The organism is Veillonella sp. 3310, assembly GCF_003999875.1.
GTDB lineage: Bacteria > Bacillota > Negativicutes > Veillonellales > Veillonellaceae > F0422.
Window position 1 is genome coordinate 1 of sequence record NZ_RQVJ01000001.1, and the last position, 16,622, is coordinate 16,622.

17 protein-coding genes and 2 pseudogenes are annotated in these 16,622 nt (G+C 34.7%); 15 read left to right on the forward strand and 4 right to left on the reverse strand.

Annotated features, from left to right (window positions below):
* Positions 1 to 706: 706 nt before the first annotated feature.
* The 3 genes and pseudogenes from EO127_RS08860 to EO127_RS08790 all read right to left on the reverse strand — a co-directional run bounded on the left by EO127_RS08860 (position 707) and on the right by EO127_RS08790 (position 1,936).
* Positions 707 to 991 carry a transposase gene (locus tag EO127_RS08860; RefSeq protein ID WP_371412849.1) on the reverse strand — a complete coding sequence of 95 codons (285 nt, stop codon included), beginning with the start codon at positions 989 to 991 and terminating at the stop codon, positions 707 to 709.
* Positions 975 to 1,412, reverse strand: a pseudogene (locus tag EO127_RS08865) (transposase). The gene EO127_RS08860 and the pseudogene EO127_RS08865 overlap by 17 nt, the downstream one beginning before the upstream one ends.
* Positions 1,413 to 1,498: 86 nt before the next feature.
* Complete coding sequence (locus EO127_RS08790) at positions 1,499 to 1,936, reverse strand: hypothetical protein (RefSeq protein ID WP_240645947.1); 438 nt, start codon at positions 1,934 to 1,936, stop codon at positions 1,499 to 1,501.
* Positions 1,937 to 3,086: 1,150 nt separating this feature from the next.
* Between EO127_RS08790 and EO127_RS08895 the strand changes: the two are divergent.
* The 12 genes and pseudogenes from EO127_RS08895 to EO127_RS00060 all read left to right on the forward strand — a co-directional run bounded on the left by EO127_RS08895 (position 3,087) and on the right by EO127_RS00060 (position 12,462).
* Positions 3,087 to 3,524: pseudogene (locus tag EO127_RS08895) on the forward strand (transposase).
* A gap of 270 nt (positions 3,525 to 3,794) precedes the next feature.
* A complete protein-coding gene (locus EO127_RS08900; protein ID WP_127448045.1) occupies positions 3,795 to 3,893 on the forward strand; it encodes a transposase in 99 nt (32 codons plus the stop codon).
* A gap of 432 nt (positions 3,894 to 4,325) precedes the next feature.
* Positions 4,326 to 5,351, forward strand: a complete 1,026-nt coding sequence (locus EO127_RS00025; RefSeq protein ID WP_127447499.1) for a DUF4297 domain-containing protein — start codon at positions 4,326 to 4,328, stop codon at positions 5,349 to 5,351.
* The gene (locus EO127_RS00030; protein ID WP_127447500.1) at positions 5,351 to 7,045 is read left to right on the forward strand and encodes a hypothetical protein; all 1,695 of its coding nucleotides are present in this window, start codon (positions 5,351 to 5,353) and stop codon (positions 7,043 to 7,045) included. The genes EO127_RS00025 and EO127_RS00030 overlap by 1 nt, the downstream gene beginning before the upstream one ends.
* Before the next feature lie 202 nt (positions 7,046 to 7,247).
* Complete coding sequence (locus EO127_RS00035) at positions 7,248 to 8,078, forward strand: DNA adenine methylase (protein ID WP_127447501.1); 831 nt, start codon at positions 7,248 to 7,250, stop codon at positions 8,076 to 8,078.
* Positions 8,079 to 8,097: 19 nt separating this feature from the next.
* Positions 8,098 to 8,874, forward strand: coding sequence for a site-specific DNA-methyltransferase (locus EO127_RS00040; protein ID WP_164742238.1), 777 nt, complete (start codon positions 8,098 to 8,100; stop codon positions 8,872 to 8,874).
* The gene (locus tag EO127_RS00045; protein WP_127447503.1) at positions 8,865 to 9,728 is read left to right on the forward strand and encodes a type II restriction endonuclease; all 864 of its coding nucleotides are present in this window, start codon (positions 8,865 to 8,867) and stop codon (positions 9,726 to 9,728) included. Before EO127_RS00040 ends, EO127_RS00045 begins: the two co-directional genes overlap by 10 nt.
* Positions 9,729 to 9,772: 44 nt before the next feature.
* Positions 9,773 to 9,928, forward strand: coding sequence for a hypothetical protein (locus tag EO127_RS08640; RefSeq protein ID WP_164742239.1), 156 nt, complete (start codon positions 9,773 to 9,775; stop codon positions 9,926 to 9,928).
* Positions 9,929 to 9,934: 6 nt separating this feature from the next.
* A complete protein-coding gene (locus EO127_RS00050; protein WP_127447504.1) occupies positions 9,935 to 10,399 on the forward strand; it encodes an SWIM zinc finger domain-containing protein in 465 nt (154 codons plus the stop codon).
* Positions 10,400 to 10,576: a hypothetical protein gene (locus tag EO127_RS08645; RefSeq protein ID WP_164742240.1), complete on the forward strand. Its 177-nt coding sequence runs from the start codon at positions 10,400 to 10,402 to the stop codon at positions 10,574 to 10,576. It abuts the gene before it with no gap.
* A 9-nt stretch (positions 10,577 to 10,585) separates the two neighbouring features.
* Entirely contained in the window at positions 10,586 to 11,110 is a 525-nt protein-coding gene (locus EO127_RS00055; protein WP_127447505.1) for an NUDIX hydrolase, read from the forward strand.
* Positions 11,111 to 11,181: 71 nt separating this feature from the next.
* Positions 11,182 to 12,462, forward strand: coding sequence for a phosphopentomutase (locus tag EO127_RS00060; protein ID WP_127447506.1), 1,281 nt, complete (start codon positions 11,182 to 11,184; stop codon positions 12,460 to 12,462).
* Between the two features lie 171 nt (positions 12,463 to 12,633).
* On the opposite strand, the gene rpmB is transcribed toward EO127_RS00060, so the two are convergent.
* On the reverse strand, positions 12,634 to 12,822 hold the full coding sequence (gene rpmB, locus EO127_RS00065; protein ID WP_038144954.1) for a 50S ribosomal protein L28: 189 nt from the start codon (positions 12,820 to 12,822) through the stop codon (positions 12,634 to 12,636).
* A gap of 606 nt (positions 12,823 to 13,428) precedes the next feature.
* On the opposite strand from rpmB, the gene recG reads away from it, so the two are divergent.
* The 3 genes from recG (at position 13,429) to EO127_RS00080 (ending at position 16,590) form a co-directional block, all read left to right on the forward strand.
* Positions 13,429 to 15,465, forward strand: coding sequence for an ATP-dependent DNA helicase RecG (gene recG / locus EO127_RS00070; protein ID WP_127447507.1), 2,037 nt, complete (start codon positions 13,429 to 13,431; stop codon positions 15,463 to 15,465).
* Between the two features lie 108 nt (positions 15,466 to 15,573).
* Positions 15,574 to 15,762 carry a 4-oxalocrotonate tautomerase gene (locus tag EO127_RS00075; RefSeq protein WP_009353866.1) on the forward strand — a complete coding sequence of 63 codons (189 nt, stop codon included), beginning with the start codon at positions 15,574 to 15,576 and terminating at the stop codon, positions 15,760 to 15,762.
* Positions 15,763 to 15,864: 102 nt separating this feature from the next.
* Positions 15,865 to 16,590, forward strand: a complete 726-nt coding sequence (locus EO127_RS00080) for a WecB/TagA/CpsF family glycosyltransferase (RefSeq protein WP_127448046.1) — start codon at positions 15,865 to 15,867, stop codon at positions 16,588 to 16,590.
* Positions 16,591 to 16,622: the final 32 nt, after the last annotated feature.

The window sequence follows — 16,622 nt, forward strand, 5'->3', positions numbered from 1 at the left end:
CGAACACAGTAGTTAAGCTCGTAAACGCCGAAAGTACTTGGCTGGAAACGGCCTGGGAGGATAGGAAGTCGCTGATTAATAAAGAAAGAGCACCCAAAAGGGTGCTCTTTTTTTATTACTTGGTGAGTTTACATACGAGCAGGTCGCCCTGGGATAAGCAGGGCTCATGATTTGTAGGAGTGAAACGACGCACAAATCATAGAGCATCGCTTAGTTCCTGGCGTAAGATTTTGAAGCCCAAAGGGCGCACAAAATCCACAGCTAGGAACAGGGAGTCGCCAATGACAAGGTTATATTTGCCTAAGCTGTTTCCAGCCAACATGCAACAAGTAATATCTATGGAGTAAATGATAAGACCTGGGATCCCCAGTGAACCACTTTCATAGGAGCGAAGCGACGCATGAAAATGTGTGAATCGGGGAGTTCCTGACGTAAGGTTTTAAAGCCTGAAGGGCGCATAAAACCCACAGTCAGGAACAAAGTAGGAAAAGGAAAGTATTAAAAGATAAACATAGAAGAAGCGACGAGCAAATCATATAGCATCGCTTAGTTTCTGGCGTAAGATTTTGAAGCTCCAAAGGGGATCACAAAATCCACAGCCAGGAACAAATAGGAAGTTGCTGATTAATAAAAAAGACACCCACTAGGGTGTCTTTTTGGACTCTTTGTCAAATATGGGAGCTACTCATATAAAAAGTTCTTAGCACTAGCTATTCAAATAGCTAGTGCAATTCTTTTTGCTTAATAGAAGTATACGAACTCTGAAGCGTTCAAAATGACGCATCTCATAACTTATTCTCTTTAATACTTTAATAATACTATTATATCCTTCTGTAAACCCATTAGAATAGGGGAATACAAAGGTGTTAACAATTTGAGGGAACCAACTAATAAAGGAGCTTTTAAAATTACTAAACTCTGGTAGATGACTGCTTTTAATTGTTTTTAACCATAATTTTATGTACCTTTCTATGTTAGGTATGCTGTATATTTTTAAATATCTTTCTAAAGGCTAATCTAAGCCCATACGCCCACCGTAAGTCGTCGGATATACGCAATATTTTTAGCAACTTTATTCGATCGCTTTCAGTTAATGTATCCGGATTCTTTATAAGGATCCTGCGGTTATATTTGAGCATCCTAGAGTGTGCTATTAATTGCTTTTACTCACTCTTGCGTACTCGATCGAGAGCCCAATCTACCAAGCGACACACATGGTAACGATCTGCCAGAATATGTGCTTGAGGGAACATAGTCCGCATCACTAAGTTAAATAGTGGAGACATATCCATGACAATCTATTTAACCTGCTCTCTAGCTTTCTTAGAAAAGGATTTAAAGTATTGGATAAGAGTGCGTGTATCTCGTTTAGGTAAAATATCCACGATAGAATGATACCTCAAATCGGTCATGATGACTTGGTATATTTGCCCCTCAGCATTTCCTTTATATTCGTCAATACCTATTATAGTAGGTAATTTCGCAGGCTTTGGAATAGCTAATTTAGAGTAATACCTAATTTAGAGCAATACCTACTGACTGTAGATAGAGAAATATCACTACGTTTAGCTATTTCAGCGAAGGCTCCCTTTTCACGAAGCTGTCTAAATAGATACTTCATATTAGTTTTGCGGAATCTCAAATAACGACTAACAAAAGGGTTCTTTTCTATGAAAGTATGATTACATTTTTGACATTTGTAACGTCTTTCTAAGTAGGTTGCAGTTACTGTATGATGCTGTATAGCACCAAATTTAACGTCTCTAGGTCGTTTACCTTTAGACTTTCTAGTGATCGCACCACAATGAGGATATACTTGCTCAACTACCGGCATCTCAAGAGTAAAGTGAACAGAACCATCCTCATTTACTCTTGTATGTTTGATATATTCCTCTTTAATTTTAAAGATAATTTCTGTATAATTAACTGTAGACATATATGACTTATCCTTTCTTAACTGTGTGGTTACTTTTATGATACGGCATAAGCTTGTATATGTCTATTTTATTGCAACAAAAAATGTTGGCAACTACTCTTATATGAGTAGCCCCAACATTTATTATAGAGCCTCTTTTTTATTAATTTCTAAGTTTACATATTAGCAGATTGCCCTGGAATCCCCAGTGAACTATCTTTGAAAGAACGAAATAACATACATAAGGAGAACTCAAGATTTGAAGGAGCGAAGCGACGCACAAAGCTTATAGTATTGTTCAGTTCCTAACGTAACTTTTAAAGCCCTAAAAGGGCGTAAAAAAATCCACAGTCAGGAACACATAGGAAGTTGCAGATGACGATGTATAAGTAGATCTGTTTCCAACCAACATAGTAAAAATAATATCTACGAAAGGATTCTTAGTGAAATATTTTCAAAGGAGTAAAGCGATATCTGAAAGTGTGTGAATCGGAAAGTTCGGCCCGTAATTTTTTGAGGACTGTATTAATAGAAGATATTGCTAAATTTAATTGTACATGGTTTTGAACAAAATACATCTCTGCTAAGTAAAGATGTTTATTTATTCATATTTCTATATTATGATTAATATACTTTATCATGATTACCTTGTGATATCTAATGAGCGAAGATTATAATCATAGCAAGAAGTTACTATAGATTCTATATTCTATTCTTAAATCCATTATATAAATAACTCAAAAAAATTATTTTATGATATAATACATTAAAAATATATTTCTATATAGATAGATAATATTATATATTCTTAATTAAAAATAGTTATTGAACGCGACAGTGTAAAATATTTTGTTTAAACATGTTTAGTTAGTATTGAAAAAAGAACTGAACTTCTTTAAAATTTAAGTGCTAATAAAAATCACAGAAAGAAGGTTTATTTCTCATGGCCAATACTAACACAAATTTATTAAAGGCACTATCAGTAAATGATCTTATTAATGAAGCAATCTGTATTGAAGTTGAAAAAACTATTAATTTACTTCTTCAAGAAGACCTAACAGATTTCTTATGTTAAGATAAGAAATCGCTTGAAGGATATAATACCGATAATTCTCGTAATGGATACTATGAAAGGAGCGTAAACGCTACGCAATGACCTATTATAGTTAAAATCCCTCGTGTTCGTAACGGTGAGTTTAAAAATAGGATTCTTGAGCCTTATAATCGCATCCATAGTGATCTAGAAGATATGATCATTTACCTGTACAGAAAAAGAATTGCAACGTAAGACATTGATTATTTAATCGAGAAAATGTATGGTTGCTATTATACCCGCCTAATTATATCTAACATAACATCTAAGCTACAAGAGCAAGTGGAAGCCTTTCATCAACGCTAACTAAAAGAAGAGTATCTTGTTGTTTATTGTGATGCCACCTATCTTTCAGTACGTAGAGATACAGTTCAAAAAGAAGCATTACATATATTAATAGGGATTACTAAAGCTGGTAAAAAAGAAGTTATCGATTATAATTTGTTGCCAATTGAAAGTATATCTGCCTACAAATCTCTATTAACGTCAATAAAAGAGAGCGGGGTAAAAAAGTAAACCTCTTTCTTTCTGATGGCTTTAAAGGTTTAGGTGAAATATATCAAAATATTTTTTCTACTAGCCTTTACCATGGGTGTTGGATGCATACTCTCGTAATGTCAAAAGGTGCGTTAGAAAGCAGAATATTAAGCCTATTTTGGATGATTTAAAACCTATTTATTCTAGTACAACCAAAGAAGCTGTTACCAATGCATCAGTGTTCTTCTTAAAAACCTGGGTGTGAAAATATCCTTGATTACAAGGGATATTGTCTGATGTAATAAACTTATTTACTATTTGCAGTTTCCTGAAAGCATCCAACGTAGTCTTTACAGCACCAATATCATTGAAAATTTTAATAAGCATTTAAAGTGTTATACAAACTGAAAAGAACAATTCCCTACAGAAGATTCTCTTGAGCGATTTGTCTATGCACGAGTAAGTTAGTATAACAATCGACATATTGAACGAATAGATAAAGGATTTGCTCACTTAATTTCATCCATTTAATTCCTTAGAGCATTTATTTCTTAAAGAATTTACACAAAATTATTGACAGTACCTTGAAAGCTGATTGATATATACGACTTATAATGATTGAACAGGAAAGGTTAGCAAAAATATACTTATAATTTGTAGTAAATTTTAAATAAATTAAATTCCTTATTAGTTGTAATGTATAGTGAGTGATATTGTTGAAATAGTAGATTCTATAACAGAAAATTATGAAGTATCATAGAAAGAGTACTTAAATATAATCAAGTATTATCAAGATTTTGCTATAAAAAATTAGATAAAGGAGAAAGAGAGGTAATTATAATGGAATATTCAGAATATTATATGAATTTACCATTAGATTTAGCAGGTAGTAGAACAAAGAATAGGTTTAGAGTTGAATTGTTGTGGGGGATTGGTAAATTAATAGATGCATATACTATATATGATGACTATACTGTTGTATTTGATTTTAAATGCGACGTCGAACTGCATCACCAAAATGGTATTGATTTTTATCAGATTAAAACAAAAAAAGGCAGGAACTATAACTATAAAACACTTACTAATAAAAAAGAAAATAGCAAGTCTATTTTGGGAACATTATATGCTTTATACAATCCTAACCAAAATGTGAAGTTAGCTGTAGTATGTAATAAATATTTGTATATTGATGGACAAGAAGTGACAAACGAAGAAATTTGTTTTGGGTCGCTGGATATTGATATAGTTAATTTTATTCAAGAAAAGTTGAGAGATGAACTAAAATTGACAGAAATAGCTCTAGATAATATGTTTTATATTTGTGAATGTATAGATCTTAATAATCCACAACATGCTTTAATTGGAAAGTTAGTTGAATCATTTCAAGCTATAAAAAATGAAGAGCCTAATAATCCAAATGCGTTATATAGATTAGTATTTGATACTGTGCAGAAAAAAGCTTCTTATGAGAAGGTAATCACTAATTATAATAATGTTCTACAGTTAAAAGGTATTTCTAAAGATGAGTTCGATAAAATACTTGAAGCTCATAGAAAAAAATCTATAACTGGAATTGAACAAGTTAGGGATTATATAAAAATGCTACCTCCAGGGGAAAGAAGATTATATAATCAAGCATTAACTAGCTTGCTAGATATTGATCATAGCCATGATTTAATTAAACTAAAGAAATCGATTTTTATATATGTTGAAGAACACATAAACATGATTAAAAATGAAGATGAAGTTTTACGACTATTGAGTAATTTTTTCGATAATGAATTTTCTTTAGAATTTACTAAAATTATGAAAAACATATTATACCTAATAGTGTTCTACATATATACAGAAGGGGGAGATATTTAATGAATTTGATTTTTAACAAAATATATATCTTTGATATTTTAACTAAGCATGCTTTTGTTACAGATTTCGAAGAAGGGTTAAATATTATCACTTCTAGTAATATCGATGGAACAGATCGAGGCAAGTCAGTGTTGCTACGTAGCTTATATCATACTCTAGGAGCTGATGCTCACTTCGATAAAAAATGGAAAAATAAAAACAAAGTATATATTTTAGAAGTTTCACTTGATCATAAAAAGTATCTTATATATCGACATAAAACTGTGTTCAAGGTCTTTGATGAAACTATTCAGATTTTATTCCAAACATCATCAAGAGTAGAATTATCTGAGTTTTTAAGTGAGATTTGGGATTTTGCAATTTTTTTACCTAATAGAGAAACTGATCAGTTAGAAATTGCTCCACCAGCATATACATATGTGATGAATTTTATTGATCAAGATTATTATGATGGAACTAACTTTAATTCTTTTAAGGGATTAAAACAATATAAAAACTTTAAATCTGATGTTATATATGCACAATTGGGCGTATATGACAAAAATTTTTTTAATAGTCTTAAAAGTAAACAAAATTTACTAGAACGTATAAAAGATTCTGAAAAAGCATATAATAATGTTAATCAAATGAAAGATAAAATATCTATATTATTAGGTAATCTAGTTGTCCCTGAAAACCTACAAGAACTTGAAAGAGAGATTTCTATTAGTACAAATGAATATAATAGTATATTGAATTCTATGAATGAATTGCGGTATAAGCTTACTAATTTACGAAATGAAAAGTATGAACTTGAGATTGCATTAAGCCAAATTAAAAAGTTCAAAAAAAATAAAGAAAAAGAAATAGATTCAATTTTAGAAACGGATAAGTGCCCAGAATGCCATTCAGTATTAAAGGACACTACTGTTCTTAGAAGCCTGAGATATAACGCAATAGAGGATTCATCATATATACAGGACAACATATACGAAGATATAAAGAAAGTTTCAAAAGCTATTTCTCAAGTAGAGAGCTACTATAAAGAGTCTTCAGAAAAGTTAGAATTATATAAGAAGAATATTGGTATTGATCAGAAAGAATTTAAAAACTTTAGCAGTTATATGGGGCTAAATGAACTCTACAATAGTTTAAATCTAGAATTATTTAATGAAACTCTGTTGCAAGATAAAATTAAAGAAGAAGTAGAAATTATTGAGGAAAATTTAAAGAAAGTTACTGATATAAAAGCGGATATTAATAGAAAATATTATGAGATGATAGATAGACAAATTTTAAAGTTTGGATTAAATGAATTAGAGGAAAATGAATATAAATCGATTAATCGAGTTTTTTGTGCTAGTGGAAGTAATAAACCCATTTCAACGGTTATATGGTATTTTGTTCTTAATGATATTAAAATTTTGTTTAATAAAAACTCTTTGAGGTTGCCAATGATATTGGATAGTCCTAAGAATGCAGAGATGGATTATGATAAAGAACAAACTTTAATTAAATATATATTAAATAAATCATTAAATTATACACAGTTTATTTTTTCGTCAATTGGATTTGAGAGTAGAAAATTTGAGTTTGAAAGGAAAATAAAAATTATTGAGTTAAAAAATGATAAATATCAGTTACTTAATCCTGAAAGCTTCACAAAATATGAAAATATATTAGATTATGTTTTAAATGCACAATTAATTGAATAGATTTAAGATTCATCTATATACGCTTTTATATATGTATGCTAACAAACAAAATAAAGAGTATTCAGTACTTGGTGAAAGAATTAGAAGATTAGGATTGCACATATCATTTGATTTTTTCTTATTATTTTAAACAAAAACTTGATATTATCTTTTTACGGTTAACTTTGATATAAATCTTGTTTATAGGATAAATGATTATATTATGAATTTAAAACCCTTTACTAAATGGACTGGTGGTAAGCGTCAGCTTCTGCCAGTTATATTAGACAAAAAACCAAAACAATTTAATACTTATTTTGAACCATTTATTGGAGGAGGAGCTGTTTTATTCGAACTACAGCCTAATATAGCTGTTATTAATGACTTTAATACTGAACTAATTAACTGCTATAGCGTAATTAAAAATAACCCTAAAGAGTTAATTGCATTATTATCAAAACATAGGGATAATAATAGCAAAGATTACTATTTAGAAGTAAGATCTTGGGATAGAGATAGTACATATGCCAACCTAAGTGATGTAGAATGTGCTGCAAGGATTATGTATATGCTACGAGTTGATTTTAATGGATTGTACCGAGTTAATAGCAAAAATCAATTTAATGTGCCTTATGGAAGTTATAAGAATCCTAAAATTGTTGATGAGGATTTAATTTGTGATATAAGCTCTTATTTAAATAATAATAATATTACGATTCTTGAAGGAGATTTTTATAAGGCTGTAGAATTAGTAAAAGAAGGCGATTTTGTGTATTTTGACCCTCCATATATTCCATTAAATGAAACAAGTTCATTTACATCGTATACACATGAAGGTTTTTCTTTTGAAGATCAAGTTAGGTTAAGGGATACTGTAAAAGAGTTAACAGATAGAGGCGCTTATGTTATGCTTTCAAATTCCGCAAGTGAGCTAACTCAAGACTTATATTGTGATTTTAATGTACACTTAATCGATGTAGTGAGAACTAATGGAGCCACACAAAAGAGCCGAGGAAAGATAAAGGAGATTTTAGTAACAAATTATGAACCATGATATATTCAAGGAGGAAAATATGATAACACCGTATTATCATAAAGAAAGTTCTATTTTAATTTGTGAAAACACATTTTCTTTTTTAGAAAAAATGAAAGATAGTAGTATCGATATGATTTTTGCGGATCCACCATATTTTTTAAGTAATGACGGTATTTCAAATTCAGGTGGACATGTTGTATCTGTAAATAAAGGTGATTGGGATAAAATAAATTCTTTAGAAGATAAGCATCACTTTAATCGCACTTGGATTAGAATGTGTAAAAGAATCCTAAAACCAAATGGTACAATATGGATTTCTGGAACCTATCATAATATTTATTCTGTAGGTATGGCTTTAGAACAAGAAGGGTACAAAATTTTAAATAATATTACTTGGCAAAAAACAAATCCAGCACCTAACTTATCCTGTCGATATTTTACACATTCTACTGAAACTTTATTGTGGGCGCGTAAAAATGATAAAAGAGCAAGACATTATTATAATTATGAGTTGATGAAATCAATTAATTCAGGTAAACAGATGAAAGATGTGTGGACAGGGCCATTGACTAAATTAGCAGAAAAATGGGCTGGAAAACATCCAACACAAAAACCAGAGTATTTATTGGAAAGAATCATTTTGGCGAGCACAAAAGAGGGGGATTATATTTTAGATCCCTTCGTGGGTAGTGGTACTACTGGAGTAGTAGCAAAGCGTTTAGGTCGTCGTTTCATTGGAATCGATGCAGAAAAAGAGTATTTAGATATAGCAATAAGAAGAATTGAGCATGAAGGAGAGAAAACGTGGTCTTAAGAAACTTTGATGAATGGTTAAATACCATGACGGATTCAGTAGCAAGCTGGACATATTATACGGACTTTGAAAAAGTGTATGAAAATGTCAATGATATTAAAATTCCATTATGCCTTTTAAATAGTTTAATAGGAAGTAAGAATATTAAACAGGATTTCTTAAAACTATATGAAGAGTATCCAGAAGTATTACGTGCTATTCCTATTATTATTGCCAAGAGACTTAAAGATATCGTTGTTGTAAAAGATCCAGAAAAAGATTTCTATTTTGATTTCAGAAAACATGACTATACACCTGAAGAGTATTCTTTATTTATGGAGAAGACAGGTATATATGATTTGTTAGAAAATCATCTAGTTGCAAGTTTATTGGATTATGTAACTGGTGTAGAAGTTGGTATGGATACGAATGGACGTAAAAACAGAACTGGTCATTCCATGGAAGCTATTGTTCAACAATACCTTGAGCAAGAAGGTTATGTCATGGGAGAAACAATGTTTAAAGAAATCTATCAAAATGAAATTGAAGAACGATTTAACGTGGACTTATCCGTTATTACTAATGAAGGAACAACTCAGAAACGATTTGATTATGTAATTAAATGTGATAAAACATTATACTTAATTGAGGTAAATTTTTACGCCACAGGTGGTTCTAAGCTGAATGAAACAGCAAGATCCTATAAAATGATTACAGAAGAAACTAGGAAAATTCCAAATGTAGAATTTATGTGGTTCACAGATGGAATAGGTTGGCATAAAGCAAAAAATAATTTAAGGGAAACATTTGAGGTATTACCTAACTTATATAATATTAATGATCTTTCGAATGGTGTATTAAAAAATATTATTTAATATAGATCGTGAGTTTATTTTACTACCTGCCAGAAAGGACTCCCATGCAATCAATTCAAACTGATGCAATCTGTCTCCCTATCCCAGATATGTATTTAGCCGAGGTCCATTTCGATAACACTAGAGAGACCGAGACTTTCATTGCTGAGCACATGGAGCTCTATGAAGGCGATTTGGTGTATGTAACGGGGCCTATGTAGGAGAAGGTGGGGAGCGTCATCGATGTGACCTATCATTGCAAAATTCGCCCTTCTAAATATGACCGTGTAGTGGCAAAGATTGACACCGATTTATTTGGCGAATTTATTCCTCTGGAACATTTGTGGGTTACTTTTGACAGGCAATCTATGGACAAGGATAGAATGCGCCCTTGGTTCTTATCGCCACTATCAGATGGGGAATGCGTGAGCTCTAATGGGTTTACTCCATTTGCTTTGCATAATCTAGACAGTTTCCCAATTTCAGACATTCGTGCGCAGCGTGGTGAAAGTTACTACGAAGAACATCGTGTGGTCTATATTTGCTTAGATAAGGGCAAGGGCTATGCTATTGTACAAGGGTCTGAGTATTATGAGGTTACGTTCACCTATATAGATGATACAATTCACGACATACTCTGCAATTGTTATTGTGAGGGTCACTGCAAGCATGAATATGCTGTGTTGCTATAGTTGCAGGACGTCATCGGTCATTGGCTGCTGGATTATAATACAAACTACGGTGAAAGCGAATATATGGCAGCCATCGATAAAACAGTGGCTTGGAATATGAGTATAAGCCGTAAATACGGGAAAGTTATTAAGTTAACAGAAGAATCTTATGAGGGATTCGTTATATATGATGAATAAGGAGGTTCTATGAAAGAACGTAAACTTTCATCGGAGATGAAATTCGATGGTAAATTAATTAAAGTAACGTACGATATTGCTGAGGTTAATGGCAAGGAAGCGTGGCGTGAAGTAGTTCATCATCCAGGTGCGAGTGCTATTGTAGCTATTGATGAAGACAATCGCATTATTATGGAAAAACAGTTCCGCTATGCTTTGAACGATTATTTGCTAGAAATTCCAGCTGGTAAATTAGATGCTGGTGAAGATCCGTTAGTATGTGCCAAACGTGAGCTAGAAGAAGAAACAGGAATTATCGCCTCGGAATGGATTAGTCTTGGTACGATTGCAACGTCCCCTGGATTTTGCAATGAAGTCATCTATTTGTATGTAGCAAAAGGACTTTCAAAGGGGGAAATTCATTGGGATGAAGATGAATATGTGGAAGTAGAGCGCTATACTTTCGATGAATTGTTACAACGCATTAGTGAAGAAAAAATTAAAGATAGCAAAACATTATCTGCGTTATTATTAGCTATGCCGTATTTGAAATAGTGAAAGAATGCCTAGGAGTGTAACTTCCTATGCATAGCTTGTATATGAACGGCGATAGAGAGGAGGTCTCTATGTTTAAACGAATCATAACTATTGTGACAGATAGTGTAGGCATTGGTCATAGTTCAGATACAGAACGCTTTGGGGACATGGGTGCCAATACATTGGGCCATATTGAAGAGGCTGTGGGGCCTTTACGGATTCCAAATTTACGGAAATTGGGTATCGGTAAGATAGCAGATATAACCCCGCAACAAGATACGGTGATAGGTGCTTTTGGTCGTATGCATGAACAAAGTACAGGGAAAGATACTACCAGCGGTCATTGGGAGATGATGGGACACCCTGTGAAAGTTCCTTTCCCAACGTTTTATGACGGGTTTCCACAGGAGTTGATGGATACTTTTACGAAGGAAACTGGCTATGGGTTCTTAGGTAATGAAGCAGCATCAGGAACGGAAATCATTGAGCGCCTAGGGGAAGAACATATGAAAACGGGGAAACCCATTGTGTATACGTCTGCTGATTCGGTGTTTCAAATTGCCGCCCATGAAAGTGTCATCCCTTTAGATGACCTATATAAGATGTGTCAAATTACCCGAGACCGTGTGTGTATTGGGGAGTATTATGTAGGGCGTATTATTGCTCGTCCTTTTGTGGGAGAGCCAGGCCATTTTGCACGCACTTCAAATCGTCATGACTATAGTCGATTACCAGAAGGGCGATTCGTATTGCAAGCTTTACAAGATGCGAAAGTACCAACCATCGGAGTAGGAAAGATTGGTGATATTTACGCTCATATCGGTTTAGATCAGTCCTATCCAACGAAATCTAATTCCCATGGGATGAATGTAGTGGCTGCTTTGTTGGGACATAGCGCGAATGGTGTAGATAGTGTACATAATACAGATAGTACGCATAATATACATAGTACTCATAGTACACTTGATACGGATACTATACCTAATACTGCGGCGGAAGGTAGATTTACGTATGGGTATCTAATGGTGAACCTAGTAGAGTTCGATAGCTTGTATGGACATCGTCGTGATGTACAAGGTTACGGTCGAGAGCTAGAAATGTTTGACTATCAACTAGGGGGATTGCTGGAACTATTGACGGAAGATGACTTGCTGCTCATTACGGCGGACCATGGTAACGATCCGACTTGGAAAGGTACAGACCATACACGAGAATTAGTGCCAATCTTGGCGTACTCACCATCTTTCACAGGACCTATTGAGCTAGGTGATAGACGGAGCTTTGCGGACATTGGACAAACTGTATTGGAAAACTTTGGGATTACCGAATCATTTGTGGGAGAAAGTTTCTTGCAAGCATTAGGGAAATAAAGAACAAACTTACTTTTTTGTAGAGATAGGCGTATCGTGAACCCTGTGTTTTATGGGTCTAAGTATACAGTGCTCTAATAAAGTTATACATAGCAAAAGAGGCTATCAGTATTGAAGAATATTCTTCCTGACTGATAGCCTCTTTTTTTGAGTACATGTACCTTCAAAATCTTACGCGCGTGTAATTTTATCAGAACGAAGGCAGCGTGTGCAAACGTTAACTCGTTTAGTTTCGCCGTCTACAATTGCTCGTACTCTTTGGATGTTTGGTTTCCAAGTTCGTTTGGAACGGATATGGGAATGAGAAACATTCATACCCGTAGTAGTGGATTTACCACATACTTCGCAAAGGTTTGCCATTTGTTTCCACCTCCAAAGTGTTTACTACTAATATAACATATGTATTTTATCATAAAAGGGCAGATCAATGCAAGTGTATTTCTCTCTTTTAGATAAGATTATACTAGCCTATTAACTATATACTAAAATGCTAAAATCTGTCAAATTTTACAAAAAACAGCTTGCGTTTAATTTTAACAAGATGTATAATTTAAATATAATTAAATATAAGAAGGACACTTTGATACAACGCCTAACACACGTGACTCTTAAAAAAGTGTCCTTCTTTTTTGTGTCCATTTTTAGGTGGGATTCATATTAGATCGTCTTTCTATGGTATAATATAAAGCATCAAGTTTCTACGACACATAGTAGCGTGTCATAATACATAGATACACAGATAGATCCAGTGATATTTATTATGACAGTGTATTAGTACGTGCTGGCAGTATGGCGTTTCTTATCTTTTGATCAGTCGATATAAATTCGTCATCTTACATAGTTACAGGATAGCATTCGTTATGTATTAACTAGCTAATATGAATGCGTCATGTAGTGAACTTTCAGAATTGATAGAATAAAAATTGTTACTAAAACGGCGTGGATAGGAAAGAGTGCGGATAGAATATGAATGAACAATTGCAATCGATAAAGAGCGTGGGACCGCAACGAGTGAAACAATTGAATAAATTAGGCATCTATACGGTAACAGGTTTATTGCATTATTTTCCGCGTACTTTTGAAGATAGACGGCAAGTGTATACGATATGCGAAGCTCCTATGGGAGAAATGGTAGGTGTGACGGGACAGGTAATACGGGTTAGTGAAAAGCGACCAAGACCACGCATGCATATTTTAACAGTTACTCTATCTGATGGAATACGTCAATTGAATTTGACATTTTTTAACCAAGCTTATAAGAAAAACTTTTATAAACCTGGTCAACATATATATGCTTATGGGAAGATAGAACATGCCTATGGTGCGTACCAAATGAATACACCTCAAGTGGAAATGATAGAGGAAGGGCAAGTCATAGAGCGTGGTATTGTACCTGTTTATGGTTTGACGGAAGGTATGAAACAATGGGGTATCAGACTGGCCATAAAAAACTGGTTTGAACATAATGGTACGTTAGAAGATGTGGTCCCTCAAGATGTGATGGGCGATAAGTTCAATATGAGTCGCTATGATGCCTTTCGAGAGATGCATTTTCCTACATCTTGGGAACGGTATCAAGAGGCACGTAAGCAATTAGCCTATGAAGAACTATGGATTATGCAAATGGGACTATTACTCCTTCGTTCTCATGAACAGGACCAAGGGGGATTCCCCATGACCGAAAATGGATCGTTGGTGGAACGAATTAGGCAAGGCTTGCCATTTACATTGACTGGTGATCAAGAGAAAGCCTTAGGGGAGATTGCTCACGATATGGAACAGCCCCGAGCTATGCAGCGGTTAGTACAAGGTGATGTTGGTTCTGGTAAAACGGTAGTAGCTGCATTGGCTCTAGCGAAAGCAGTAGAAAATGGGTTTCAAGGGGCTATCATGGCACCGACAGAAATTTTGGCCACCCAACATTTTGAAAGCTTCCAGGAACTCTTTCAAGATGCACCGATACGAATGGCATTGCTGACGGGCTCTACGAAGAAAAAGCAAGATCTCTATGATGCTTTAGAACAAGGAGATATCGATGTCTTAGTAGGTACCCATGCATTGATCCAAGACAAGGTGGTATTTCACCAATTAGGGCTGATTGTAGTAGATGAACGGCATCGATTTGGTGTAGAGCAACGGGCAAAATTGCAACGAAAAGGAGACCATCCTCATGTGCTAATTATGACTGCCACACCTATACCACGTACTATGACCTTGTCCATTTATGGAGACTTAGAAGTTTCCTTGATTAAGGAAATGCCACCAGGTCGTAAACCAGTGAAAACCTACGCTGTGGATTCGTCCTATAAAGAACGATTGTTACATTTTTTTGAAAAAGAAATGCAAGCAGGGCGTCAGGTCTATGCGGTGTGCCCATTAGTAGAAGAGTCTGAAAAAATGGATTTACAAGCAGCAGAACAAATTTATTACGAATATAAAGAATATTTTGAACCACATTATCGTGTAGGTCTAGTGCATGGTCGCATGCGACCAAAGGAAAAAGAAGAAATTATGGATGCCTTTTATCGTAGGGAAATCCATCTCCTTGTGTCAACGACGGTAATTGAGGTCGGTGTGAATGTACCGAATGCGACCATTATGTGTATTCATAATGCGGAGCGCTTTGGTTTATCCCAGTTGCATCAATTGCGTGGTCGTGTAGGTCGTGGATCGGCGCAGGCCTATTGTATCCTAATTAGTGATAGTAAAAACCCTGATAGTAAAACCCGACTTTCATTAATGGAACAAACGCAAGATGGATTTGAACTGGCAGAACAAGACTTGCTCATCCGTGGCACAGGGGAATTATTTGGGTTAGCGCAGTCAGGATTACCAGATTTAAAAGTTGCCAACATCATCAAAGATATTCCTATTCTTGTGGAAGCGAGAGAAGATGCGAAAGCGTATTTACAATCTCATGGATTTGATGCGGTACAATCTACTTTGTGCCATCAAATGGAAGCACGCTTTGGACCACAGTATATGCGTATTTTATATAGTTAATCTTATCTACTATATGTTGTTTAATAAGGGTCATCTATGATACAATAAGGTGAGATTTTATCTGTAGCACAGTGCTATAGATTCGTAGTGATGAGGGAGGAAAGACTCATGCCTATTATTCATGTAGAACTTGTGGAAGGTCGTACTTTTGAACAAAAGAAAGCTCTTGGCGAAGCGATTACAAAAGCAACTGTAGAAACTGTAAAAGTGCCTGCAGAAGCGGTAAAAGTAATTTTCGTGGATATGAAAGCTGACAACTATATGGAAGCTGGCGTTATGCGCTGCGAAAAGAAATAATTAGGAAAATTACCTACCAGAAGGATAGGTCTATGATAGGGTATAAGCTCTTTCATATGTCCTGTCCTTCTTGTTTACATACTAGAGTAGATGAGGTGAATGGTGCAGAATCAAATACATGTGCTATCCGTCCCAATTGATGTGGTAACGATGACGGAAGCCGTAGATAGAGTGCTTTCATTAGTGGGACAACCCAAATTACATATGGTGGCAACGGCCAATGCAGAAATGATTATGATGGCACAGGATAATCAAAGATTGTTAGAGGTTCTGCAACAAGCTGATCTCGTTGTACCTGATGGAGCAGGCGCTTTATGGGCAGCTGAGCAACAGGGACAGCGTTTTCCAGAGCGGGTTACAGGTTGTGACCTATTACAAGAGTTATTGAAAGCAGGTAAAGAACATAATATTAAGATATACTGCTTAGGCGGAGCCGAGGGAGTTGTTAAACAAGCCTTAGAAAATATGACAGCAGAACTTGGAGAATTGCCAGTAGTAGGCTATCATTCTGGATATTTCACAGAGGAAGAAGAGGTAGAAATTCTTGATGAGATTCAACGTAGTGGTGCTCAATTAGTATTTGTTGCCTTTGGGGTGCCGAAACAAGAGTTTTGGATCCAAGAAAAGTTAGCCCATTTAGATGGTGTAGTAGCCATGGGAGTGGGTGGTTCTTTCGATGTATTAGCGGGTATGTTGAAACGAGCTCCTCTATGGATGCAAGAAAACCGCTTAGAGTGGTTATATCGACTGGCATTGCAACCAAAACGTATCATTCGTATGTTAGCACTGCCTAAATTTATGTGGACTGTATGGCGCCATAAACATTGATACGCTACAGTCGTATCTTGTTGGAGCTATCA